The sequence below is a fragment of the Marinobacter sp. es.048 genome (assembly GCF_900188435.1).
Taxonomy (GTDB): Bacteria; Pseudomonadota; Gammaproteobacteria; order Pseudomonadales; family Oleiphilaceae; genus Marinobacter.
In genome coordinates, this window is the sequence record NZ_FYFA01000001.1 from 194099 (window position 1) to 218775 (window position 24677).

27 protein-coding genes are annotated in these 24677 nt (G+C 56.5%); 6 read left to right on the top strand and 21 right to left on the bottom strand.

Annotation, left to right across the window (positions count from 1 at the left end; all coding sequences use genetic code 11):
* The first annotated feature begins 11 nt into the window (after positions 1-11).
* Positions 12-1352 carry an HD-GYP domain-containing protein gene (locus CFT65_RS00950; RefSeq protein WP_088826189.1) on the top strand — a complete coding sequence of 447 codons (1341 nt, stop codon included), beginning with the start codon at positions 12-14 and terminating at the stop codon, positions 1350-1352.
* A 21-nt stretch (positions 1353-1373) separates the two neighbouring features.
* On the opposite strand, the gene CFT65_RS00955 is transcribed toward CFT65_RS00950, so the two are convergent.
* From CFT65_RS00955 to CFT65_RS00965, 3 genes are read right to left on the bottom strand one after another with little or no spacing between them, the layout of a single operon-like run.
* A complete protein-coding gene (locus CFT65_RS00955; RefSeq protein ID WP_228705752.1) occupies positions 1374-2186 on the bottom strand; it encodes a substrate-binding periplasmic protein in 813 nt (270 codons plus the stop codon).
* On the bottom strand, positions 2179-3561 hold the full coding sequence (locus tag CFT65_RS00960; RefSeq protein ID WP_088826190.1) for a ribonuclease J: 1383 nt from the start codon (positions 3559-3561) through the stop codon (positions 2179-2181). The genes CFT65_RS00955 and CFT65_RS00960 overlap by 8 nt, the downstream gene beginning before the upstream one ends.
* Positions 3558-4310, bottom strand: a complete 753-nt coding sequence (locus CFT65_RS00965; RefSeq protein ID WP_172408400.1) for a substrate-binding periplasmic protein — start codon at positions 4308-4310, stop codon at positions 3558-3560. Before CFT65_RS00965 ends, CFT65_RS00960 begins: the two co-directional genes overlap by 4 nt.
* A gap of 191 nt (positions 4311-4501) precedes the next feature.
* On the opposite strand from CFT65_RS00965, the gene CFT65_RS00970 reads away from it, so the two are divergent.
* Entirely contained in the window at positions 4502-5185 is a 684-nt protein-coding gene (locus CFT65_RS00970) for a type 1 glutamine amidotransferase domain-containing protein (RefSeq protein WP_088826192.1), read from the top strand.
* 65 nt (positions 5186-5250) lie between these two features.
* Here CFT65_RS00970 and CFT65_RS00975 read toward each other — a convergent pair whose 3' ends face one another.
* Complete coding sequence (locus CFT65_RS00975) at positions 5251-5703, bottom strand: acyl-CoA thioesterase (RefSeq protein WP_088826193.1); 453 nt, start codon at positions 5701-5703, stop codon at positions 5251-5253.
* 95 nt (positions 5704-5798) lie between these two features.
* On the opposite strand from CFT65_RS00975, the gene CFT65_RS00980 reads away from it, so the two are divergent.
* Positions 5799-6527 carry a MotA/TolQ/ExbB proton channel family protein gene (locus CFT65_RS00980; RefSeq protein WP_088826194.1) on the top strand — a complete coding sequence of 243 codons (729 nt, stop codon included), beginning with the start codon at positions 5799-5801 and terminating at the stop codon, positions 6525-6527.
* Positions 6524-7549, top strand: a complete 1026-nt coding sequence (locus CFT65_RS00985; protein WP_088826195.1) for a peptidoglycan -binding protein — start codon at positions 6524-6526, stop codon at positions 7547-7549. The genes CFT65_RS00980 and CFT65_RS00985 overlap by 4 nt, the downstream gene beginning before the upstream one ends.
* On the opposite strand, the gene CFT65_RS00990 is transcribed toward CFT65_RS00985, so the two are convergent.
* From CFT65_RS00990 to CFT65_RS01070, 17 genes are all read right to left on the bottom strand, one after another.
* On the bottom strand, positions 7546-8487 hold the full coding sequence (locus CFT65_RS00990) for a ketopantoate reductase family protein (protein WP_172408401.1): 942 nt from the start codon (positions 8485-8487) through the stop codon (positions 7546-7548). The two genes, CFT65_RS00985 and CFT65_RS00990, sit on opposite strands and share 4 nt — an antisense overlap.
* 28 nt (positions 8488-8515) lie before the next feature.
* Positions 8516-9211 carry a hypothetical protein gene (locus CFT65_RS00995; protein WP_228705753.1) on the bottom strand — a complete coding sequence of 232 codons (696 nt, stop codon included), beginning with the start codon at positions 9209-9211 and terminating at the stop codon, positions 8516-8518.
* 51 nt (positions 9212-9262) lie between these two features.
* A complete protein-coding gene (locus CFT65_RS01000; protein WP_088826196.1) occupies positions 9263-9454 on the bottom strand; it encodes a 2-hydroxymuconate tautomerase in 192 nt (63 codons plus the stop codon).
* Positions 9455-9463: 9 nt separating this feature from the next.
* Complete coding sequence (gene dmpH / locus CFT65_RS01005; protein ID WP_088826197.1) at positions 9464-10258, bottom strand: 2-oxo-3-hexenedioate decarboxylase; 795 nt, start codon at positions 10256-10258, stop codon at positions 9464-9466.
* Positions 10255-11292 carry a 4-hydroxy-2-oxovalerate aldolase gene (gene dmpG, locus CFT65_RS01010; protein WP_088826198.1) on the bottom strand — a complete coding sequence of 346 codons (1038 nt, stop codon included), beginning with the start codon at positions 11290-11292 and terminating at the stop codon, positions 10255-10257. The genes dmpH and dmpG overlap by 4 nt, the downstream gene beginning before the upstream one ends.
* 13 nt (positions 11293-11305) lie before the next feature.
* A complete protein-coding gene (locus CFT65_RS01015) occupies positions 11306-12241 on the bottom strand; it encodes an acetaldehyde dehydrogenase (acetylating) (protein WP_062783127.1) in 936 nt (311 codons plus the stop codon).
* 26 nt (positions 12242-12267) lie between these two features.
* Positions 12268-13053, bottom strand: a complete 786-nt coding sequence (gene dmpE / locus CFT65_RS01020) for a 2-oxopent-4-enoate hydratase (protein WP_088826199.1) — start codon at positions 13051-13053, stop codon at positions 12268-12270.
* Positions 13053-13913, bottom strand: a complete 861-nt coding sequence (locus tag CFT65_RS01025) for an alpha/beta fold hydrolase (protein WP_088828110.1) — start codon at positions 13911-13913, stop codon at positions 13053-13055. Before CFT65_RS01025 ends, dmpE begins: the two co-directional genes overlap by 1 nt.
* Positions 13914-13920: 7 nt before the next feature.
* Entirely contained in the window at positions 13921-15381 is a 1461-nt protein-coding gene (locus tag CFT65_RS01030) for a 2-hydroxymuconic semialdehyde dehydrogenase (protein ID WP_088826200.1), read from the bottom strand.
* Between the two features lie 33 nt (positions 15382-15414).
* Positions 15415-16338 (bottom strand): catechol 2,3-dioxygenase, encoded by a 924-nt coding sequence (locus CFT65_RS01035; protein WP_088826201.1) that lies wholly within the window; start codon positions 16336-16338, stop codon positions 15415-15417.
* A gap of 5 nt (positions 16339-16343) precedes the next feature.
* Positions 16344-16679 (bottom strand): 2Fe-2S iron-sulfur cluster-binding protein, encoded by a 336-nt coding sequence (locus tag CFT65_RS01040; RefSeq protein ID WP_088826202.1) that lies wholly within the window; start codon positions 16677-16679, stop codon positions 16344-16346.
* 13 nt (positions 16680-16692) lie between these two features.
* On the bottom strand, positions 16693-17754 hold the full coding sequence (locus tag CFT65_RS01045) for an NADH:ubiquinone reductase (Na(+)-transporting) subunit F (protein WP_088826203.1): 1062 nt from the start codon (positions 17752-17754) through the stop codon (positions 16693-16695).
* A gap of 10 nt (positions 17755-17764) precedes the next feature.
* Positions 17765-18124 carry a phenol hydroxylase subunit P4 gene (locus CFT65_RS01050; RefSeq protein ID WP_172408402.1) on the bottom strand — a complete coding sequence of 120 codons (360 nt, stop codon included), beginning with the start codon at positions 18122-18124 and terminating at the stop codon, positions 17765-17767.
* A gap of 65 nt (positions 18125-18189) precedes the next feature.
* Positions 18190-19737 carry an aromatic/alkene/methane monooxygenase hydroxylase/oxygenase subunit alpha gene (locus CFT65_RS01055; RefSeq protein ID WP_088826205.1) on the bottom strand — a complete coding sequence of 516 codons (1548 nt, stop codon included), beginning with the start codon at positions 19735-19737 and terminating at the stop codon, positions 18190-18192.
* Between the two features lie 14 nt (positions 19738-19751).
* Complete coding sequence (locus tag CFT65_RS01060; RefSeq protein ID WP_014579141.1) at positions 19752-20021, bottom strand: MmoB/DmpM family protein; 270 nt, start codon at positions 20019-20021, stop codon at positions 19752-19754.
* A complete protein-coding gene (locus CFT65_RS01065; protein ID WP_088826206.1) occupies positions 20018-21019 on the bottom strand; it encodes an aromatic/alkene monooxygenase hydroxylase subunit beta in 1002 nt (333 codons plus the stop codon). The genes CFT65_RS01060 and CFT65_RS01065 overlap by 4 nt, the downstream gene beginning before the upstream one ends.
* A gap of 50 nt (positions 21020-21069) precedes the next feature.
* A complete protein-coding gene (locus tag CFT65_RS01070; protein WP_088826207.1) occupies positions 21070-21330 on the bottom strand; it encodes a phenol hydroxylase subunit in 261 nt (86 codons plus the stop codon).
* Between the two features lie 383 nt (positions 21331-21713).
* Between CFT65_RS01070 and CFT65_RS01075 the strand changes: the two genes are divergently transcribed.
* Complete coding sequence (locus CFT65_RS01075) at positions 21714-23420, top strand: sigma-54-dependent Fis family transcriptional regulator (RefSeq protein WP_088826208.1); 1707 nt, start codon at positions 21714-21716, stop codon at positions 23418-23420.
* Between the two features lie 254 nt (positions 23421-23674).
* Positions 23675-24667 (top strand): WD40/YVTN/BNR-like repeat-containing protein, encoded by a 993-nt coding sequence (locus tag CFT65_RS01080; RefSeq protein WP_088826209.1) that lies wholly within the window; start codon positions 23675-23677, stop codon positions 24665-24667.
* The last annotated feature ends 10 nt before the right edge of the window (positions 24668-24677 follow it).

Genomic DNA, 24677 nt, shown 5'->3' on the forward strand with positions numbered 1-24677 from the left:
GGTTGATTGGTATGCGATACGAAACGGTCGAACTTGAAATTGATGTCTCGGAACTGCGGGTCGGAATGCACGTCGTCCGGCTTGATCGCCCGTGGGAAGACACTGATTTCCTGATCCAGGGTTTTGTGGTCCAGCGACAAAAGGATATCGATGCCCTTCAGTCCCAATGCCGAAGCGTAGTGATTGAAGGCAAAGTCAAGAACACTGAGCCGGACATTGCTCAACGAAAGTCACGGACATCGTCGAAGTCCCGCTTTTCCATGTTCCATGGACCGACATCCGAACGGGAGATATTGAATCCCCCGCAAGAGTCCATTGCGGAAACCGGCAATTCCCGGTCGCGTAAGCGGACTACTTACATCAACAAGGTCAGTGTTGATAGAGAAATACGAAAAGCATCTGGACATTACGCCGAGGCCAAGTCCTTTGCCGCCAGCATCATGTCCGGTCTACGCGTTGGTCGCACACTTGATCTCAACAAGGCCCGCGAGGTCGTGGATAACTGCGTAGACAGCATCCTGAGAAATGAAGACGCACTGCTACTGCTTACAAAGTTGAAACACAAGGACAAATATACGGCAGAGCATTGCCTCAACGTTTCGATACTGTCGGCCGCGTTCGCTAAAAAGCTGGGATTACTGGAAGAAGAGATTCGAACATTGGGGCTGTCCGGCCTACTCCACGACATAGGCAAAGCCAAAGTCCCGGTCGATCTGCTGCAAAAACCGGGACCTTTGACACCCGAAGAACACGGACTCATGCAAAACCACGCCAACTGGGGCCGTGACATGCTCATGGCCCTTCCCCGCGTAGTAAATGCGGCCGTCGACGTAGCATACAACCACCATGAACGCCTTGACGGCAGGGGCTATCCCCGGGGCCTCGTTGATTCCCAGATTCCCTATTTCGCCAAAATTGTGGCCATCGTCGATACCTACGACGCAATCACAAGCAATCGAGCTTATGACCGCGGGCGCTCCTCACGGGAGGCGCTGGAAATCATCCACCGCTTCAGAGGCACTCAGTTTGATCCTGAGCTTGCCCGGGAGTTCGTCCTGCTGATCGGAATCTATCCACCCGGCGCGATTGTTGAAATGAAATCAGGCGAAGTGGCAATCGTGATTGGCTCAAACCCGAAGAATCGACGAAAGCCAAAGGTGGTTTTGGTCCGGGATGAAAACAAACAGCGGCCTGCAAAATACCGTCTTCTGGACTTGCAGAGTGAGCCTCTTAACAGTGTCGGAGAACCGTTCGAGATCATTAAAGAAGTTCCTGACGGAACCTACGGAATCGTCTTGCAGCGATTCATCGATAACGGGCTCACTCTGGACGTAAACGATGCGCCGCTTTGACACCTACCCACTCAGCATACTTCAACTGGAGGCGGAGTACATAGCCTTGTAGCGTCTGATCAGCTCTTCCACGCGACCAGAGTTCACGAGCTCATAGAGGCGCTCGGCAAGTCGCTCCCGAAGCTCGTAGGAGTTGCATGGTGCTGACTTGGAGAAGGTAAAAAACAGACCTTCCCGGCTCACCGGAGTCGACAGGGGAACAAATTGATCGGCAGTACCCAGGTACTCAAGTTTCACCTCACCCTGCAATACTTCATAGAGGACATAATCCACCCGGTCAACGAGCGCCATCTGGAAGGACTGCTCAATTGACCTCACGCCTTCGATTCTGAGGTTCTGCTCCGCGTACCGATCGAAGTTCTGACCAAAGCTATTGTTGATCAGTGTACTACCACGTTTGCCTGCCAAATCTGGCCAATGGCGGTACTCAAACTCCTTGCCTTTTCGCACCCAGACAGCGGTTGGCAAATGCGTAATCGGAGGAAGAAGATAATCCATGTAGCCGATGCGCTCGGAAGTGATGAAGGCTCCCGTCACCATGTCGATTTCACCCTGACGGGCCAAATGCTGAACCCGGGCCCAGGAGCCAATATCCCTCACTTCAACATTGACACCGAGTGGCTCGGTGATTTCCTTTAGCAAAGCAGGCACCGCGCCAATCAGATAGCCTGGGCGCTGTTCGTCGCGCCAGAGCAGGGGCGGATACTCCGGATTCCCGCTCACGGTGAGCGTATTGCAGGAAGGGTCTGGCAAGGCGTGAACCGGTGCCAGAAACAAGGTGGCAACTGCGAATACAAGTGACTTACCGACAACAGAAGAAAATGACTTATTCAACTCTGACAAGACCCTCTTTGTGCCAGCCCAGACGGCCGGTTCCGACAACCTGACGACGTATGCCCGGCACCGGCCGGATCATGAAAAGGTCACCGTTTCGGCCCACCATGGCCCGCGGTACACCAGTTGCTTTGGCTATATCAGCATGCGTTTCCATGTGTTCAGCCTCACCATGGACCGGAATGGCAATGGCAGGCCTTACCCATTTGTACATTAACTCCAGTTCTTCCTGCGCGGGATGACCTGACGCATGAATCGGCAAATCAGCATCCTCGGCGGTGACTACCCTGACCCCCAGTTCTTTCAGTCTGCTCACCAGTGCTTCAATGGATTCCTCGTTGCCGGGAATGGCACGGGCGCTGAAGATCACTGTATCGCCCGTTTCCAGCTCGAAATCCGAATGACTGCCGGTCGCCAGTCTGCGCAAAGCCGTTCGGGGTTCGCCCTGGCTGCCGGTTGCCACGGCCAGAACTTCATCCCGCGGCAGGTAGCCAAGATGGGAGGGATTGATCAAATGATCTGCCGAATCCCAGAGCCCTGCCGCTTTGGCTGCCCCACTCATATTAATCAATGAGCGCCCCAGAAGCCCCATGTAGCGCCCGGTCTCCCGCGCTATGGAGGCCAACGTGTGCAAGCGGGCAATATTGCTACCGAAGCAGGTTACCACCACGCGCCCCTCGGCGGATTGGACAGCCTGCCGCAAACCTGCGTGCAGAGCAGCCTCGGACACCGAGTGTCCCGATACCGTGGCGTTGGTGGAATCGCACACCATGGCGTTGACACCCGCTTCCGCCAGGTCGGTAAAGGTTTTTGGCGAATAGCCATGGCCTACCAACGGCTGCTCATCCAGCTTCCAGTCACCGCTGTGGAAGATGTTACCGGCATCCGTGCGGATCATAAGAGCATTGGGATCCGGAATAGAGTGGGTCAGCGCCAGCCATTGAACGCTGAATGGCCCGATCTGTTTGCTCTGGCCAGTTTCCACCTCAATGATCGGAACGCGGTGCAGCAGATCGAACTCCGCGAGTTTTCGACGCAGAATCTCCGCGGTGAACCGGCTGGTATAGATCGGACACTGCAGCAGCGGCCAAAGATAGGGAACAGCGCCAACGTGATCTTCATGGGCATGGGTAATAACCAGGCCCGACAGACGGTCCCGTCGGTCGGCAATAAAAGCAGGATCCGCCATCTGCACGTGCGGCTCGCCACGGTGGTGCACCGTGCCATCAGCGGCAAGCCGACCAGGCTTCGGAAAGGTAACGCCACAATCCACCATCAACCAGGCGCCATTGTGGCCGTAGAGGTTTAGGTTCATACCAATTTCTCCGGTTCCACCCAGAGGCAGGAACCAGAGATCAGACTGTTCGGGAATCATTCAGCAACTCGATCTAGATACTCAAACAACAGGTCATCTTGTGTGCCTTCCATTTCAATCAGTTTGAGCGCCGCCCGAATATCATCGGCGTACTTCAGCACTGGCGAGCTTTTCGCAACAGCAATGTAGGAGCGCTCTCCGGGCACAAAGAACGGTGAAACCTCAACATCCAGCCCCAGCTTCTCAACCGTGTACAAACCAACGAGCTCTGGCGCGATAACGACATCTACCCGGCCTTTCTGCATCATCAGCATCAGATTTTCGTAACGGGGCGCACGCTCCTTGAGAAGCTTCTCATCACCATCAAACCGGGAAAAATACGACGCTCCTTCCAGAACGCCAATGGCTCTTCCATAAAGATCGGCGTAACGCTCAATGCGATTCTCTTCGTTCAGGTAAAAAAACAATCGCCGCTCCGGTGGAAATGCCGGCGCCACAAACTCCATGAGCTCGGTCCGCCCCGGGGTCTCCAGGGGACCCAGCATCACATCCACCTCGCCCTGCTGGACCATTCTCAAGACCCGTCGGAAAGGCGCCTCTCGATAATGTACTCTCCAGCCCAGCCGATCGGCAATTTCCTCGAAGATATCCACGTAGAGGCCGGTTGGCTCCCCACCCTGGATGATCCGGTACGGGGGCGCATGATTGGCTCCCACGGTTACGGTCAGTGCTTCCACGGTTTCCGTGCCCTGCTGTGCCGAAACCGGAAACACCAACGCGACCAGAAGAGCAGTGGTAAACACTCGCATTCCAGTCGTCCTTGCCTGTGAGGTTTTCACATTTTTGTGAGGTCTGATCATCTGTCTCCAGTATAGACGGTTCAAGATCCGGGATTGTTGGAATTACGTACTCACGGTTGAATTCGGTCACCCGTGGCACAAGTTCATTTACACAGCAATCGAGAAGCGCCATTCATTCGTCAATGAAAAGGACGGACACCATGAAAATTCTGATGGTTCTTACATCCCATGACCAGATGGGCGACACCGGCCATAAGACCGGCTTCTGGCTCGAAGAGTTCACCGCGCCTTACTATGTTTTCCGGGACGCCGACGCAGACATCACCATTGCGTCACCCAAGGGCGGCCAGCCGCCGGTAGATCCCAACAGTGAGGCGGAGGAAGCACTTACTGAAACCACCCGTAGGTTCCAGCAGGATGCCCATGCCAAGGAATCGCTGGCCAGCACCAAGAAGCTTGGCGATGTGGATATGAACGAATACGATGCGATTTTCTATCCAGGTGGCCACGGTCCGCTGTGGGATCTGGTCAACGACGAAAAATCCATTGCCCTGATCAAAACTGCCTACGAGCAGGACAAGGTAATCGGTGCAGTCTGCCATGCGCCTGCCGTGTTCAAGAATGTGCAAGTGAAGCCGGGCCAGAACATCGTAGGCGGCCGGGAAGTCACGGGCTTCACCAACAGTGAGGAAGAAGCGGTAGGCCTCAGCGGTGTGGTGCCCTTCCTGCTGGAGGATATGCTGAAGGAGAACACCGCCACCTACATCCGGGGTGACGACTGGGCACCGCACATTGTGGTGGACGGCAAGCTGATTACCGGGCAGAACCCGGCATCCTCAGAGGGTGCAGCGAAGGCCGTAGTTCAGGCGCTTCAAGAAGCCTGATCCGAAAAAACCGGACCATGAATCCGGGGTCAGATGAAATGCTCATCTGGCCCCGTTTTCAGGTTTTAAGATGACTCCCCTGCGTGACTGATCAACTCACCGGGAGCGCCGTTCTCAAGCAATTCACGAATACGATCCGGTATCGTGACCTTCGCCATCACTGAAGGCTGAATCACCACGTAGGTGACGTCGGCATCGACGATAAACGCCCCATCCCCGTACCGGAAAAACTCCAGATGTAACGTGAACGAGGTGTTGCCGATTCTTCCCGCCCGGATACGGGCTTCCAGTACATCATCGAACTTTGCCGGGGCTTTCCAGTTCACGGTAAGGCTCACCACCTGGATATCCAGGTCCTGATCCAACAGGTGCTGGTAATCGCCAAACAACGTGCGAATGTATTCGTTTACAGCAATATCGACAAAATCCGCATAACGGGCGTTGAACACCACACCCTGAGCATCGCATTCGCCATAGCGAACCCGGAAGCGAAAGCGGAAAGGCAGATCACCAGCCATGAAGCGCTCCGATTAAAGTTCAGTTACTGTCGCCAACAGGTTCTCATATCTGTGCTAACGTTTTGAGGAATATCTCAAAAAAGCTGGCGAACGCTATGAGCAACCCCAAACACACCCTTTTCTGGATGACGCTGTTTCTCGGCGTGGTCGTTATTGTCGGTGCCCTGATCCATAAGCCCCTGGTCTCGGCCTTTATGGCCAACTGGGTTTTCAATCTGCTGATTCTCGGAGTTCTGATCATCGGCATTGCCCTCACCTACCGGCAGGTTTTCGTGCTGTTTCCGGAATTGAAGTGGATCGCCCAGTTCAGAACCGGCCATGCCGGACTTTCCGTGGTTCAAGAACCCCAATTGTTGAAGCCGCTGGCAAGACAGCTCGGCGAGGATGCGACCAAGGACCGATTCACGCTATCCACCCTGTCACTGAGAACCGTGCTCGACGGCATCCATTCGCGCATGGACGAACAGCGGGAAATCACCCGCTACTTCATCAGCCTGCTGGTCTTCCTCGGTCTGCTGGGTACCTTCTGGGGCCTGCTGGGCACCATCAACTCGGTCGGCCAGGTCATTACCGGCCTGGATATGAGCCAGGAAGACTTCGGCAAGGTGTTTGCGGAGCTTCAGGAAGGCCTGCTCACGCCCCTCGAGGGCATGGGCACGGCCTTCAGCTCTTCCCTGCTGGGCCTCGGCGGCTCGCTGATCCTCGGTTTCCTCGACATCCAGGCTGGCCATGCCCAGAACCGTTTCTACGACGGCCTTGAAGAGTGGCTGACGGGCGTGACCAACCTCGTAGACCGGGTAGACGACGAGAACGACCTGTCATGATCGGTTCCAGACGTCGAAGCCGAAGCACCACCAACGTCTGGCCAGGGTACGTGGATGCCCTTTCGGCCTTGTTGATGCTGGTGATCTTCATGCTACTGGTCTACGTGGTCAGCCAGCTCTACCTGTCCCAGACACTCTCTGACCGGGATACCCAGCTTGCCCGACTCAATGCCCAGTTGAACGAGCTCTCGGAATTGCTCGGCCTGGAAGAAAACAGAAGCGAGGCACTGGAAAATCAGTTAACCAGCCTTCAGGAGCGGAACAACAGTCTGGTCGGTCAGCTGGAATCCACCCGTGAACAACTGATGCGGCAAACCGCCATGGCCGATGCGCAATCGGAGCGGCTGGCCAGCATGGAGGAGTCGATTGACGAGAAAGACGATATATCGGCCAGCCAGCAGGCGATGATCCTGAGACTGTCGAACCAGATAGCCTCATTGCGGGAACAACTCAGGCAGATTGCCTCCGCGCTGGAGCTGCAGGAACAAATGACCGCCGACAAGGAACAGGAACTTGAACAAGTCAGCCGACGGCTCAACACCCTGTTGGCTGAGCGCGTCAACCAGCTCGAACAGTACCAATCCGAGTTCTTTGCCCGGCTCCGGGATATTCTGGCCGGCAACGAAAATGTCCGGATCGTCGGCGACCGCTTTTTGCTGCCCTCTGAACTGCTGTTTGCTTCCGCCTCGGCAGAACTGGGTGAGGAAGGCCGGCAAGAGTTGGACAAGCTTGCTGATTTGCTGCTGGATGTTTCAGCCAGGATTCCGGACGACGTGGACTGGATTCTGAGGATTGATGGCCACACAGACATATTGCCCATCAATACCCAGAGATTCCCCTCGAACTGGGAGCTCTCAACCGCTCGCGCGGTTGCGGTGGTTCGCTACCTGGCTGACCAGGGTGTGCCGGAACGGCGCATGGCGGCAGCCGGCTTCGGTGAGTTTTTCCCGGTGGCAGAAGGGACCTCGCCGGAAGCCCTGCAGCGCAACCGGCGAATTGAGCTAAAACTGACGGATCGCTAGTTCTGCGAGTGGGATAGCAGGGCATTGACCGTTCTGGTGTATGGCGCCTCAATACCCAAGCGCTCGCAGCGTCTCAGCACCACACCAGCGATGCTGTCGAGTTCAAGGGGCCGGCCTTTTTCCTTATCGATCAACATGGATGTTTTGATGGCGTTGAAGTTGCTGATCAGATCGAACATCTCGGCCAGATCTTCAGGCCCGAGGTTCACGTCATCGGCTTTAGAGGCCGCCACTGTTTCTGCCATCATTCCGTGGACAATCTTCTGGAATTCCGGGTGGTGGGTCAGGCTCCGGGTATCCAGACCCGTCAAGGCTGAGAGGGGATTAACGCCGTTGTTGATCACCAGCTTGCGCCAAAGCTCGTAACGGATGTTGTCGGAAACGGTTGCCGGAATCCCGGCCGCCTCGAATTCTGACCGCAAACGCTCCAGCAACGCGCCCCGGCGGTCAGCTCCGACGGCCAGAGGCCATTCACCCATAACAATTTGGGCAGGCCCCTCGGCTTCCACTACGCCCGGCTGGACGATATGGCCACCAATTCGAACGGCCAAGCCACCCAAGACCCTTTGCGCCCCCAACAATGATGCCAGAGCAGGCTCATTGTCCACCCCGTTCTGAAGCGACAGGACAGGCACTGTGCCGTGGTAGAGCCAGGGGCCCAGCTCCGCCAGCATCGCTTCAGTCGCCGTGGATTTGAGCGTGACCAGAACAACGTCAAAAACATCTGGACTGTAGCCGGCAACCAGTCCGGAATGATCCAACGCCTGAACCGGGAACGACCACACCTCTTCCCCGTACTGAACCGTCAGCCCTTGTTCCTGAAGTACCGCCAGATGGGCACCGCGCGCGGTCAGAATGACCTCATGCCCGGCATGCAGCAGGCGGGCGGCGTAATAGCCCCCGATACCACCGGCACCCACGATCAATATTCTGAGCATTAACGTAATCCCTTATGTTTTCCTCAGTTTATTGCATCCAGCCGTAGCCGGCGAGTGACTGGCTGTCTTCATTGAGTGCAAAGCCGAAAACCCTTTGCGGGGCTTTCAGGCCTCCCAGGCTGAAGGCAGTATTCAGCACGCACAGGGTGGGATCGGCCACGGGAACGTCCTGCTCACTCCTGTTTCGGCGCCCGGCCAGACTGCCCCCTGACATGGCCTGAAGCCAGAGCTGTTCGTGCTCCCACTGCTGAATCAGGTTGCGAATATAGGTATCGTGCGGCTGGTGATTTTTCTTGCTCGCGCCCTGTTCTTTCTGGTCCAGGCAGATCAGAAGAATCCCCTGCTCCCGGAGCTTTTCCAGACAGTGACCAATCTGCCTGTAGTCGTCACTGGTCATCCCGGTATTCAGCCTCAACTCAATGACCTCTTCCGGCGACACACCTGTCATGCTCTCAGCCAGCGATTCCAATCCGGGATCCCGCCCACCCTCAATGGTGGCCAGGAATCCCCTATCGGCCATCAGCGATTGCAAACGTGCCGCAAGAAGCCCTTTGCCGCACTGGTGAAAAATTTCAGGTTTGTCGCCGCCCTTTCGAGAGGTGATAAACGTGACGTTACCAACCTGCATGTCCCGCTTGATCAGACGACGGAGCCTGGGCTGGCTTATCGGATCTGAATACGCATCTCTGTCACAGGACAGGTAAAACACTGGCAGTTTCGGCACAGAGCCTCCCATCAGGCCATTAGCGAGCAAATAGGCCGGCTAGGCGAGGCGTCAGCGCCCCAGTTTCTTGGCCGACTGGCCGCCAATACCGAAATGCTGCCTGGGCATCTCGGTAATAATAATCCGGACACTTTCCGCCGGAGCTCCCAACGACCGTGAAATCGCATCAGTCACCTCCCGGATAAGCATTTCCTTCTGCTCATCCGACCGTCCTTCAATAATATTGATTTGCGCAACAGGCATGGGATCTCCTTATTCGAAGCGGGCAGACACAGTACCCAACCCCTGGTAGCGAACCGTGATATTGTCGCCAGGCTCAACAGTAATCGCCGCCGTAATGCCTCCGGTCATAATGAAGGTGCCAGCCGGAATGTGTTCCCCGCGCTCGGCGAGCAGGTTGGCCAGCATGGCAACACTGGAAGCCGGGTGGCCAAGCACAGCCGCGCCGGCGCCCACATCAACAACCTCACCGTTCTTCTCGACCACAACACCCAGGGTTTTCAGGTCCACATCAGCAACATCGGCCATCTGGCCACCGGTGATGAAACGCGTGGATGAGGCGTTGTCCGCTACAACGCTTACCAGGTCGAACTTGAAGTTTTCATAGCGGGAATCGATCACTTCCACGGCGGGAATAACAAAGTCAGTCGCTGCCAGTACCTGGCCAATATGACAGCCCGGGCCCTTGAGGGGCGCCTTGGTGACGAAGGCAATCTCCGCTTCGATTTTCGGGTGGATCAGCTCTTTAGTGTTTACCACTCCTCCATCAGGCACGCTGAAGTAATCCGCCAGGAACCCGTAGATCGGCGTCTCTACCCCCATCTGGGCCATCTTCGCCCAGGAGGTGAGTCCCATCTTCATGCCTACGATCTTGTTCCCGCGGCCTTCCTTGCGACGGCGGATCTCCCACTGCACATCGTAAGCATCCTCAAAGGTCATATCCGGAAAGTCGTTGGTGACCTTGGTGATGTCGTGGGCCTGGAGTTCGGCGTTTTCCACATGCTCGGCCAGAGCCAGAACCTGCTCTTGGGTTAATGTTTTACTCATGCGCTTTGCTCCTTCTTGGCCGCCAGCAAATCCAGCGCCACGTCCACAATCATGTCTTCCTGGCCACCCACCATGCGGCGTTTGCCCAGTTCAACCAGAATGTCCACGGCTTTGAGACCGTATTTTTGCGCCGCCACTTCAGAATGGCGCAGGAAGCTGGAATACACACCGGCGTAGCCCAGCGCCAGGGTTTCGCGATCGACCCGTACCGGGCGGTCCTGCAGCGGGCGAACAATGTCATCGGCCGCATCCATCAGAGCATACACGTCCGTGCCGTGCTCCCAGCCCATCTTATCGAAGGCGGCGATGCACACTTCCAGAGGCGCGTTGCCGGCACCGGCGCCCATTCCGGCCAGGGAGGCATCAATCCGGTCACAGCCTTCTTCAACGGCAACAATGGAATTGGCCACGCCCAATGCGAGGTTGTGGTGGGCATGCATGCCCGTCTGGGTTTCCGGTTTGAGAACGTCTTTGAGTGCCCGGAAGCGATCCCGGATGTCGTTCATGTTCATCGCACCGCCGGAGTCGACGACGTAAAGGCAGGTAGCGCCGTAGTCTTCCATCAGCTTGGCCTGCTCCGCCAACCCCTTCGGGGTCTGCATGTGGCTCATCATCAGGAAGCCCACCGTGTCCATACCCAGTTTGCGGGCGTGTTCGATGTGTTGCCTGGAGACATCCGCCTCGGTGCAATGGGTCGCAACCCGAACGATCCGTGCGCCGGCGTTGTAGGCGTTGTCCAGGTCATGGACGGTGCCAATGCCGGGCAGCAGCAGGGTGGCAATTTTGGAATGGGTCACCACCTCAGCCACACCTTCAATCCACTCCAGGTCGGTGTGAGCACCGAAGCCGTAGTTGAAGCTCGAGCCCTGCAGCCCGTCGCCATGGGCCACCTCAATGGAGTCCACCTTGGCCTTGTCCAGTGCCCGTGCGATGTCCTGCACGTTCTTGATGGAGTACTGATGGCGGATAGCGTGGCTGCCGTCGCGCAGGGTCACGTCGGAGATGTAGAGTTTTTTGCCGGGGTTGAATGTCATGGGAATATCCTCCTCAGTTGACCAGCGATTCGGCGATGCGCTCGGCGGTACCGAGAGCGGCGGAGGTCATGATGTCCAGATTTCCGGCGTAGGCCGGCAGGTAATGGGCGGCGCCCTCCACTTCCAGGAAGATGGAGGTCTTCAGGCCGCTGAAGCGACCCAGGCCTGGAACGTTCATGGGCTGGTCTTCGGGGATGTCATCAAACTGCACTTTCTGCTTGAGACGGTAGCCTGGCACATAGCTGTTTACGGCCTGGACCATTTCTTCCACCGAGGCTTCCACTTCAGCCTTGTCGGCGGCGTCGGAGAGTACGTACACAGTATCGCGCATCAACAGGGGCGGCTCGGCCGGGTTCAGAATGATGATGGCCTTGCCCTTCTGGGCACCGCCCACCACTTCGATGGCCCGGGAGGTGGTTTCGGTAAACTCGTCGATGTTGGCGCGGGTGCCCGGGCCGGCCGACTTGCTGGAAATCGACGCTACAATTTCGGCGTAATGGGCCTTGGCCACTCGAGATACCGCCGCAACCATGGGGATGGTGGCCTGGCCGCCGCAGGTAACCATGTTGACGTTGCCTTCCTGAAGCTGCTGCTCAAGGTTCACCACCGGCACACAGTAGGGGCCGATCGCCGCAGGAGTCATATCAATAATCTTGATGCTCTCCTTATGGCCGCGCAGAAACACTTCGTTGTGCATGTGGGCCTTCGCGGAGGTTGCATCAAATACGATGTCGATGTCGGCGAATTCCGGCATCTTTACCAGTCCATCCACACCCTCGTGAGTGGTGGCCACCCCCATCCGGGCAGCACGGGCCAGACCGTCCGATTCCGGATCAATGCCGACCATGGCGCCCATTTCAATGTTCTTACCATTGCGCAGGATCTTGATCATCAGGTCGGTGCCGATGTTGCCCGAGCCGATGATCGCTGCCTTGATTTTCTTGCTCATAGCCTATTCCTCATTGTTCTTTTCAATCAGGCAAAACGCACCGAGGCGCTACCAATGCCACCGATGTCTACCCGCATGTAGTCACCGGCCTTGACCGGCTCCAGTGGCACCAGAGAACCGGAAAGGATGACCTCGCCCGCCCTCAGGGAAATACCGAACTCGCCCAGGGTATTGGCCAGCCAGGTCACGCAATTCACCGGGGAACCGAGTGCTGCCGCTCCGGCCCCGGCACTGAGAACACTGCCGTTCTTCTCAACCACCATGCCGCAAGTCACCAGGTCCACTTTGCGCGGAGACACCGCCTGATCCCCCAGAACAAACAAGCCACAGGAGGCGTTGTCGGCAATGGTGTCCTGGATGGCAATTTTCCAGTCCTGGATGCGGGAATCGACGATTTCGAAACAGGGCATCACACACTCGGTTGCCGCCAGCACATCTGCATTGGTGATCCCTGGTCCGATCAGATCCTTTTTCAGGATGAAGGCAATTTCGCCTTCAGCTCGGGGGGCAATCAGCCGATCACTGATGGGCATCACCTCGCCACTGTTAAATACCATGTCATCGGTGAGATAACCGAAATCTGGCTGGTGCACATTGAGCATGTTCTGCACCGCCTTGCTGGTTACACCGATCTTCTTGCCAATGATCGAGGCCCCGTCCGCCAAACGACGCTCCAGCATTCGAAGCGAGATGTGATAGGCGTCGTCAACGGTTATGTCTTCACCACGGCTGGTCAGCGGGCTGACGGCTTCCCGACTTGTCATGGCCTGGTAGAGCTCGTCACCGAAGGCCTGAATTTTTGACTGTTCCATTACTTACCTCCGCCAGCGGCCTGGTCGGCCTCGTTAAGAAAATCGTTTACCAGTCGTGCAAATCGACCGGCATGTTCAATCTGGGTCCAGTGCCCACAACGCCCGAACACATGCAGCTGTGCCCGGTCGATCAATTCAGCAAGGCGATAGGAGGCTTCGAGAGGAATAACCTCGTCCTCCCGGCCGTGAAGAATCAGGGTCTCGTGGGGCAGCCCCCGGATGTCATCTTCGTTACTGGCCAGATTGTCGACCCAACGTTGACGGGGAGCGGGGAACATGGCCGAGAACGACTCCTGAAATCCGGGCCGGACGCTTGCCTGATAACGCATTTCTGCCAGCTCATCGGTCAACAGCCCTTTGTTAAAGGCGAACACATCCATCAATCGGCGCATGGTCTCCAGGGACGGCTCGTACCCCCAGACCTCGTCGAGTCCTTTGGTGATCGGAAAATTGACGCCCACCGAACCCATCAGCACCAACCGCCGCACACGCTCGGGGTGCTCGATTGCGAGCGCGAGGGCGAGACCACCGCCAAAGGAATTCCCCACCAGGTCGACCTGCTCAAGATCCAGTTCATCCATTACACCCAGAGCGTGCTTCACCCAGCGCTCCCGGTTGTAGATCTGATATTCGGGACGCTCGCTGTAACCGAAGCCCAGCATGTCCGGCGCAACCACCCGGCGGTGTTTGGCCAGCTCCGGAATGACCAAGCGCCAGTTTGCCCAGGCGGTAACGCCGGGACCGGAACCGTGAATCATCATCACCGGAAAACCGCCCTCTCCCTGGTCATGGACGTTTGTGCGATAGCCTGCGGCAACAATCTCACGCCCGATTTCAGGGCTGCCTGCAGATGCGTTCATGACAACCTCATAATTTGACACAGATATTTTTCATTTCGGTGTAGAACTCAAGGGAGTGGACACCACCTTCACGACCGACGCCGGATTGCTTGCTACCGCCGAAAGGTGTGCGCAGATCCCGCAGGAACCAGCTGTTCACCCAGATAATCCCGGCTTCAATCTGGCCGGCGACCCGGTGGGCACGGGTAATGTTTTCGCTCCAGATAGCCGATGCCAGGCCATAGGGAAGGCTGTTGGCCAGTTCGATGGCCTCCTCTTCGGTATCGAAGGGACGGATGTGGCAACAGGGACCGAAGATTTCGTCCGTCACCACCGCGGAGTCGTCCGCGAGACCGGTCCAGATAGTCGGCTCAACCCAGGCTCCGCCCGCCAGCTCTGCCGGCATATCCGGCACACCGCCACCGGTGACCACAGTGGCACCGTCATCAACCGCTTTCTGATAGTAGGAGAGGACTTTTTCACGATGCTTGAGGCTCACCAGAGGCCCAAGGTTGGCTTCGGCATCATCGGGGGGACCGATCTTCAGACCCTCCGCAGCTTCCTTCAGACGGCCAACGAACTCGTCGAAAATCGAACGTTCAACGTAAACCCGTTCGGTCCCCAGGCAGACCTGGCCGCAGTTGGCAAAAGCAGAACGCATGGTGCCCTCAATGGCCTTGTCCATATCGCAATCTGCGAATACCAGGCCTGCATTCTTGCCACCCAGCTCCAGGGAAATATCCCGAATCCCCTTGGCAGCCGCTTTCATGATGACTTCGCCAGTGCCGGTCTCGCCGGTGAAGGTAAAACCGTCAACCTGCGGGTGCTCGGTCAGGTAGGCACCGGCGGAATCACCGCCGAAGCCATGCACCACATTGTAGACACCGTCTGGAAGTCCGGCTTCTTTCATAACCTCGCCCAGAAGGGCTGTGGTGGTGGGCGTCTCTTCCGACGGCTTCACCACTACCGTATTGCCGCAGGCCAGGGCCGGCCCAACCTTCCAGGTCATCAGCAGCAAAGGCAGGTTCCAGGGACTGATAACGCCGATCACGCCTTTAGGGCGACGAACGGCGTAGTTCAGTGCACCGGTACCATCCGGAGTAGGCATTTCAAAGGATTCGGTGGGCACGTTCTTGATCATGTCCGCGAACACTTTGAAGTTGGCGGCTCCCCGGGGGATGTCGATATGGCTGGCCAGAGATTTTGGCTTGCCGGTATCGAGACACTCTGCCTCCAGGAACTCATCAAAACGGGCGTTGATACCATCCGCCACCTTGTGAAGGATGGCGGTACGCTGTTCCAGGGTCATTTTGCCCCAGGGACCCCGCAGCGCGGCCCTTGCCGCCTTCACTGCTGCGTCCACCTCTTCCCGGCCAGCTTCGTGCACCCTGCTGATCACTTTGCCGTTCGCAGGATTAACGTTGTCGAACAGCCTGCCACTGGCCGAACCAACGTACTGCCCATTGATGTAGTGTTTAATGTCTTTCATTGCTGCTAGATCCTGTTGCGCCAGTGTCGGTTGTCAGGTCAATACCGTCAGGAACCGTTCGTTCAGTACCCGGTCGTGATAGAAGATGGCCTTGCCCAGTTGCTCTGCCTGCCAGGTGACCGGCTTGTGGTCGGGGTAGTTGTAATCTCCGCCACAGAACACTTCGTTGCGGTTGCCGGAAGGATCGAAGAAATAGATCGTCTTGCCATGGGTCAGGCCATGCCGCGTGGGGCCGATATCAATTGAGGTGTCTGTCATAGAGATCAGGTCGGCCGCCCTGAGCACGTCTTCCCAGGTTTCAAGGTAGAACGAGGCGTGGTGGAACTTGCCTTTCTCTTCATGATGAATAAAGGCAATGTCATGGGCCTTTGTGGACAGAGTCAGGAACTGGGCGATTCGGGTGCCGTCGCCATCCAGCACCTGCTCGGCCAGATAGAACCCGAGCACGTTAACGAACAGGTCGTAAGTGGCAGCTAACTCTGGCCCATAAAGCAGGCAGTGATCGAAGCGAACCGCCTTCATCCCATCGAGGCCACGCGGCCAGGCTTCCGGGTTCACCTCGGTAATGCCCCATTTGCCGGTGTATTTCTTATCAGCGTAGAGTTCGAACGCGTGGCCGGACGGGGCGTTGAACCGAACCCGCCGGCCACAATCCTTCAGTTCGTCTTCCGGAACCTGTTCGACCTCCACGCCGTGATCGACCAGATCTTGTTCCAGTTGCTGCAGGGAGGCTTCATCCACAACCTTGAAGGCCATAAAGTCCATGCCCGGCTCGTCTGCGGCTCGGAGCACGACAGAGAACTTGTCCACCTCCGTCCAGGCTTTCAGGTACACACGACCCTGATCGTCCCGGTCGGTTTCAATAAGCCCCAGAAGATCCGTGTAGTGTTTGACAGCTTCATCCATATCGAGAACTCGGATCTGGACGTGGCCGGGACGCATCACACCTTTTTTCATGACAGTTACCTCAACGCTTTTGTTGTTGTTTGCTTGCTCGTATTGCCCGCCGCCGACGACGGCAGGCATTCAATAGTCAGATCGGTCACCGGATAGACCCGGCACGCAAGGACCTCCCCTTGCTCAATAGCTTCCGGCGGTGCGTGTGCTCTACTCATCTTTCCGCACTCGTACTCGCCCTCAATCACCCGGATCTTGCAGTACCCGCAGCCACCACCGCGGCAGCCGACGGGAACGCACTTCATACCCCATTGCTCCATCGCTTTGAGAACGCTTTGCCCTTCACCGCAGGTAAAGCTGTCCCCGGTTGTCCGGTTGGTTACCTGGCACTGGATTCCCATGGCCCGCCTCCGGCTATATCTTCTTGAACAGGGCCGAACGCTGGGTGTCTTCAGCCCCGTCAGCCGCTGTCAGGAATTTCTCCATGAAGATGTCTCGCTCGAACAACCGCCCCTGCATAAGCGCTGTGATAGCCGCATCAATCATCGGAGGGGGGCCGCACAGGTAGGCCTTGTTGCCCGCGAACCGGCCATCGAAATGGGCTTTGGCTGCGTCATGGACATAGCCACGAAAGCCCTGCCATTCAGAGTCTTCGTCGGCCTGGCTAAGCGCCGGTACGTAGGTGAAGTTGTCGTGATCGCGATCCAAAGCCTCGAACAGCTCCCGGTTGTAGAGTTCCGCCAGGTTGCGAGCGCCCTGGAACAGAACGATCTTGCGCTCATCGTCCTGCTCCAGAAGATCCAGAATCATCGATTGGGGGCTGGACAGCCCTGAACCGCCAGCGATGAAGATCAGATCGCCCGGCTGGGAGCTGCGCACAAAGAACTGGCCGTAGGGACCTGAAAGATTCAGTGCATCACCGGTTTTCAGTTGTTCGTGGATGTAAGTAGTGGCAGCACCGCCCTCAACGAGACGAACATGCAGCTCCACTTCGTCCGCTTTGCCCGGCGGGTTAGCCAGAGAGAATGCCCGCGCGCCATCGACACCGGGCAACTCAATGTTGATGTATTGGCCCGCCTGGAAGGTCATGGGGCGATCCAGCTTCAGATGCACGCCCCTGATGGTTGGAGATAGCTCCACGATGTCCGTCACAGTGGCGGTATAGTCCTCAACCGGGTAGCCCTCGAAATCCGGGTCCACATCGATATCCGCTTCGATGGTGACATCGCTCTCGACCGTGGCACAGCAGGCCAATACCTTGCCCTCGTCACGTTCGATATCCATCAGGGCGAAGGGCGAGGCGTCACCAATTTCGACATCACCTTCCAGTACCTGGACCTTGCAGGTGGCGCAGGTGCCATGCCCGCACGCAAAGGGCAACCAGACACCCTGGCGCAGTGCTGCTTGCAGAATGGTCTGCCCATCCTCCACTTCAATCTGCTCGCCGATGGGCTCGATCGTTACGGTGTGACTCATGGCGCTTACCTCAGGATGCAGAGCCGGCGATGCCGTTCAGTTCTGGAGTGATCACAGTCAGCATGCTCTTGTGGTCAATGCCACTGTCCTTGAGGGTGGCCGAGGCATCTGGCTTGAAGGACTCGCCGTTCAGTTGCCATTGAGCATCCAGAAACCTGGCTTTGGCCGATTCTGGATGGGCCTCAACCGCAGGCTTCAGCACCTCCTCGATAAAGGCTCCGAAAGTCATATCCGGCTGCACCAGAAAAGCAAACGGCGAGCAGTACATCAGGTGGTGGGGCCAGTAGAGATACAGCAACTGCATGCCATGGAAGTTCTCCACCTTGTCCCGTGGTTCAAACTTGTAATCGTATAAAGCGTTCACACTCATGATGGTCACCTTGTTGTTTTTGTGGGTGAAACGCCCGATGCCGGTAACACCGGGCGAATCCCGGATCAGGCTGCGTCTTGCTTGGCGCTCTCCGTCTTTTCCTCGGATGACTTGCCCTTGATGGCGAGCCAGCGCTTCTGGTCCGGGGACCCTACGTAGTCGAAATTGTCTTCGCCGATATTGATGTGGTAGTACTTCGAAACCACCGTCTCGACATCGCCACCTTCACAGTTGCCCTGATAGATCTGATGCACGGGCAGCCAGGCCTGCACGTACTTCTCCGGCTCGTTCTTGAAAATGTCACAGCAGCCGTCGGAGCAGAAGTGATAACGTTCGCCCTCATGCTCGATCTGCCGATGGCTGAGCATGGTCGGATCGTCTTTCTCGGTGAAAATGGTCGGTATCTGGCACACCTGACACAGCTGGGGCAGCGTGTTGTTGTAGAAGCGACGACCTTCAGCGTGCTCCTTCGCCCAGTGCTCAAAGCGCGGACGGTAGTACTTGTCGAAGGTGTCCGGGTACTTCTGGGACAGCCAGTCCAGCTCTTCCTTTTCGGGCATCCAGGTATGGAAATTGGTGGCATGACCGTACTGGTAGAAGGTTGACCAGGCCTGATGGCTGACATGGTTCTTGGCATCGTTGGCGATGTCCTGGTACTTGGGCGGACGAATGCCATAACGCTCCAGGTCCTTGAACAGCGCGCCCCCGTTCTGCTCGTAATAAACCTCCCAGGCCTCGGCCCAGGACATGACCTTGTTCGGCAACATGTAGTCCATCATCATCCCGACCAGGCTCAACAGGCGGAAACCACGCCAGAACCACTTGTCGATCCATTGCTGGACGATGGGCACGTTGTCTTCGTGCTGCTCCAGAATGAACTTGATCACCTCAAGACCAAGAGTCATGTGCCGGGCTTCATCTGACTGGGCGGAGAAACCGAAGGTAACGGTTGCCATATCGCCGTTGTAGGCAGCGCCGGACATGAACGGAACGAACAACAGGTTGGTCAGCACATACTCGAACGAGAACGAAATTGCCGTCAGAAACTCGAACGGGCCGGCAGAGCGAGCGTCGTCAAAGAACGACTTCGGCACCGACAGGAACCACACCCGGTCATGCATGTGCGCAGCATCATGTAAACCGTTGAAGTGTTTGTTGTAGTGGCTCATGGCGTGCTGTTGCGTCTGGGAATGACGCAGCTCGTCAATGGCCTGCATCTGGCACGCCACCCGAGCTCCGGCACCACTGAACTGACGGCCAACCTTGGCATAGCCCTGGAAGGCTGCATGCTCCAGCGGCGATACACCACTCAGAAACAGCTTCAGCGCGTTGACGTAACGGGCATCTGAAATGTTCTGGTGGCCGTTGTTCTGGGCGAACGCATCAAAAATCGCGTACAGCTTTTTCTCTTTCTCGGCCTGGTACTTCCAGTAGGCATCCATGGTCAGCCGGAACGGATCCTCCCACTGGGACCAGTCGGTAATCTTGATGCCCTCGAACCGCTCGTCCGGGTATATGTCTTCTTTTTTCTGGTAGGTCGGTTCCCAGGACATATCCCGGGTCAGGTACTGGTACTTGTCTTTCAGATTCAATTTCTTGTTTTTAACAGCCATGATAGGTCTCCCGATTAGTTCCACTGAAGAATGAAGTGGTCATCGTCTTCATCGACATTGCCGCCGATACTGATTACATCGATGAGCATTTCCTGAACGTCCCAGTCCCGGCCAAGCTTTTCTTCCATCGTTTCCCGGTTGATCACGAGGCGCTTTTCCGCCTGGATCCGGATCATTGCTGGCTGGTGCTGGAGCTCCGCTTCCGGGTTGTCTTCCATAATGGCTTCGGCCAGATACCGGGCGTTGTCGTTATCCTGAAAGGCAATGAATACGAGCTGGCTCATGCGGATACTCCCTGGCTCTGCAAACCACATTTTTTGAGACGGGTGGCGAGTTCGGCCCGCGCTTCATCCAGCGCTTCAACGCCGGTGGAGGCTTGTGCCAGAGGTTTCAGCGCGCTGTAGGCCTGGGGCTCCCAATGATCGATCCACTTCTGAAGCAGTTCACGATTGGCGTCGTTTTCCCCGGCCACAACCTTCAGCATGGCGTTGGTCCAGCGCAGCGACTCCTTGTACCAGTCGCGCATGAATTCAGTGAGCATGGAGACATCCTCTGCACCCTGGCTTTCAAACCACGCGTCCATCTTGTCGTAGACCAACGGGTACATGAGGCCGTCCATGAGGATGTTCTGGACCAGTGTCAGTTCAAACCAGTCCTCAATCACAAGGGTGTCTTCGACCAGTTTGCGCATGGGCTGCCAGAGCTCGTCGTCCATCCAGTAACCCTTGGATTCATCGAGACCCGCTCCAGTGCTGCCATCAATCATCAGGGCAATCCGGGACAGGTACTGGCCAATACCCAGGCGATCCATACCGGTGTAGATGTGCATCTGGGAAACGGTAGTGGCAGTGGCATCACCAGCGATCTTGCTGTTGTTCATGTTGGCACCAAGCTCTGCATGACGCAGGGGCACCAGGAGTCGCAGGAGTTGCTTCTGGGTTTCTTCCGGAAGACGTGTCAGTAGGTTCCGCTTTTCGCAAAAACCAAAACTGGTCTCTGCCGCTTCCTGCATCTTGGCGCGATTACCGACATAGGCGCCGTAGTAGAACTGGCGCGGATCGGTTACCGCATACCAGTCTTCCATGCGGATCGCGGTGCGCGTCGGATCGTTCAGGGTATGCTCGGAATCCCACTGCGGCCGATAATGAAAATTGGTCTTGGCCTCAATGTCGTAACTGGCTTCCTGGTAGCGGGTTGCCGGTTTGTCGCCAAAGCGACGGGCGATGTGGCCATAGGTATGGCGGATGGGTTCCACCGAGTTGGTCTTGATTTCGATACTCATATCAACCTTACCGTTTTGTTGTTGTGAAACTGGATGTTGATGCGCTTCGCTCAGTAACGTTGCCCACGCTCTCCGAACCGCCACTTGACCATGTCTTCATCAATTGCGCGGATCATTTCGGAGTCCATGTGGACCACCTTGTTGTGCTTGCAGAAGATTTCGAACGCCTCGCGCGGCAGAACGAGTTCAACGAACAGTTCCGGGTAGCCAATAGCGAAGTCGAATTCCACGAACTTATCGCCCGGCTCGCTCCGCACCCGGATGTAGCGAGTCAGTTCGTCGAAAGATTTGATGTCGTTCTGGGTCGTCATTGTTTGCCCCATTGTCTTTGTTGTTGGCTAGTGATCAGAGAGCAACGGGTGTGCCAAGCCGCAAACAACGCCCGGCAAAAAGCTTCCAACACATTGTTTTATAAATACTTAATTCGGCCACCCGATGGGAAAAGAAAAAGATATCCGGTGCCGAAGACGGGCTTGGAGCAAGCCGTTTTTTACTATTTGATCAACTTGAAAGGACCACCTCAGCAAATGCTCAGATGCGAGGAAAATCATTCGACCAATGGTCAGTTTTTTATCATTTGATTGATTTTTGACTTTCATCAGGTGTTATATAGAGCAGCAACTCCGTTGCCCGCGCACTGAATTTTATTTCCGGCGCACCCCAACCCCACACAACAACAAACGGGGCTCCTGACATGGCAATCAGCTATAAACCACAGCTGCAATACGTGGATTTTCAGGATCTTACGGAACAGATCCGGTTCCAAAGCACGGAAGGAAAAATATGGTTCGGCGAACAACGGATGCTTCTCATGCAGGTTTCCGCGTTGGGCGCATTTCGCCGAGAACTGGTCAACACCATCGGGATTGAACGGGCAAAAGGTTTTTTCCTGCGTCTCGGCTACCAGTCCGGACTTCGGGACGCGGAACTTGCCCGCAAGCTTCGCCCGCATTGCAGTGAAGTCGATATTTTCCTGGCAGGCCCACAACTTCACTCCCTGAAGGGCATGGTCAAAGTGGTTCCTGTCGAGATTGATATCGATCAGAAAACCGGCGCCTTTTACGGCGAGCTGGATTGGGTTGACTCGTTCGAAGTCGAAATCTGCCAGACTGAGCTGGGGCAAATGAGTGAACCTGCCTGCTGGTCTCTTCTTGGCTATGCGTGCGCCTACTCTTCTTCCTTCATGGGCCGCCAAATCATTTTCAAGGAGGTCTCCTGCCGGGGCTGCGGCGACGAAAAATGCCATATCGTCGGCAAGCCGGCCGAGGAGTGGGATGACACTGACGAGTTCACTCAATACTTCAAAGCAGATCCGATGATTGAGGAACTCTACGACCTGCAGTCCCAGGTCAGCTCGCTTCGCAGCAGTCTTGAGAAACAGCAGGGGCAGTACTACGGCATTGGACAGTCCGCCTCATACAACAAGGTCTGCAAGATGATCGACAAAGCGGCCTTGGGCAAGGTCTCAGTCCTTCTTCTCGGCGAAACCGGCGTTGGTAAAGAGGTCATTGCCAGAAGCGTCCACCTGCGCAGCGAACGCGCAGAGCAACCCTTTATCGCAGTCAACTGCGCAGCAATACCGCCCGACCTGATTGAGGCTGAACTGTTTGGCGTCGAGAAGGGGGCCTATACCGGCGCCAACCAGTCCAGACCGGGGCGCTTTGAGCGCGCGAATGGTGGCACCATATTCCTTGATGAAGTGGTGGAGTTGACAGCCAGAGCGCAGGCTACGCTGCTCCGGGTCCTGCAGGAAGGCGAACTGGAGCGCGTCGGCGACAATCGCACCCGTTCCGTCAACGTGCGCGTCATTGCGGCCACCAATGAGAGCCTTGCCGATGCCGTTGAGGCCGGAAAATTCCGCGCCGACCTTTACTACCGCCTGAACGTTTTCCCGGTAAAGATTCCGCCACTCCGGGAACGCCTGGAGGACCTGCCCCTGCTCGTTGAACACTTTCTCAATAAGTTTCATTCAGAATACAATAAACGCACTCTGGGCCTGTCTGATAAAGCACTCGCCCTGTGCCTGAATTACCGATGGCCTGGTAACATTCGAGAGCTCGAAAACGTCATTGAACGAGGTGTGATACTCACGGAGAACAACGAATCCATCAGTCAGGACTCGTTATTCGCAGTTTTCCCCGACAACCATTCGGAAAAGCCCCATGAGTTCGTTGATAGCGAAGGCCATGTGGTGCATGAGGGCGTGTCGAACGCAGCGGGAGGCTGGGCAGACCAGATCCTCGGGAACTCGATCAGTCTCGACGAAGTGGAAGAGACTCTGATGCGCAGAGCCATGGACCAGGCCAAGCAGAATGTATCCGGCGCGGCCCGGATTCTCGGCCTTACCCGCCCGGCCCTGGCCTACCGGCTGAAAAAGTCAGGCATTCTTGCCGAGGGCTGAATACCAAGACCACGACGCGACATGGATGTTGCCTTCTCCTCCTCACCTCACGAAATAAGCAACCTGCTTGCAGGTTTGATCATTTGATAAAAATCAACCAATACGATAACGCCTCTAAAACCATCTCCCAACCAGGGGATGTTCAGCTAAACCTAAATTTTTCAATAGCTTGAAAATGACAAGCCGGACATGGCATACCGGTTGCTCTCTCACCGTCAGTCGCTTTTTCACAAAAACAAAGACGGTGACAGAAAATGCAAAAACCTCCTCTGCGCTCACGGCGCACTGCCGGTACAGCGATCGCCATAGCAGCCGGCACATCGCTGCTGCTGACCGGCTGCGAAGCGCCCCTCAACCTTGAGGCGGTACGCCAGGTTTCAGAGCAATCATCCAAGCGCACAGACTTTTACCAGGCCATGGCCCGGAACGACCAGGTGATTGTGGTAACTGGCAACGACGGTGTACTGCTTACCAGCCGGGATAACGGCGGAACCTGGAAGCGACAGACACTGAATTCCACAGCGAGCTTTCTGGCCCTGGATGTCTGCCCGGACAAATCCTTTATCGCGCTGACGTTCGACAACCAGGTATGGCAGGGCGATGCCCAGGGAAGCGTTTGGACCCCGCACCCGTTACCGAGCCAGGAACAAATGATGACCGTGGCCTGTGCCCCTGACGGCAGTTGGTGGACAGCGGGCAGCTTTACCACCATCCAGTACAGCTCTGACCTGGGCGAGAACTGGGATGAAACCTCTCTTTACGAAGACGCCATCATTAACAACCTGCAGTTCATCAACCAGGATCAAGCCCTCGCCACAGGCGAATACGGCATGGTGCTTCGCAGCGACGATAGTGGCCTTAACTGGGACTACGCGGGTTACTTGCCAGACGAATTCTACGCCCATACCAGCTACTTCCGTTCCATGGAGGAGGGCTGGGTTGGCGGTCTGAACGGGTTCATCTACCACACCACAGATGGTGGTGAGAGCTGGGAGCAGATGCCTGCGGAAACGAATGCACCGGTATTCGGCTTCATCCCCGGCGACTCCGAACTCTATGCAGTTGCCGACAACGCCACCGTTCTCCAGTTGCAGGGCTCAGCCTGGAAAAAGATCTCGGAATCTGACCAGCCGCTGTATCTGCGAACCGGCCTGCTCATGCCCGAGCAAAGGCTGCTTGTCGCCGGTGGTCGTGGCCTGCTTTTCGACCTTGAACTCCCTGCGGCTATCGCCGCCAGCAAAGACTGAGGATATCAAC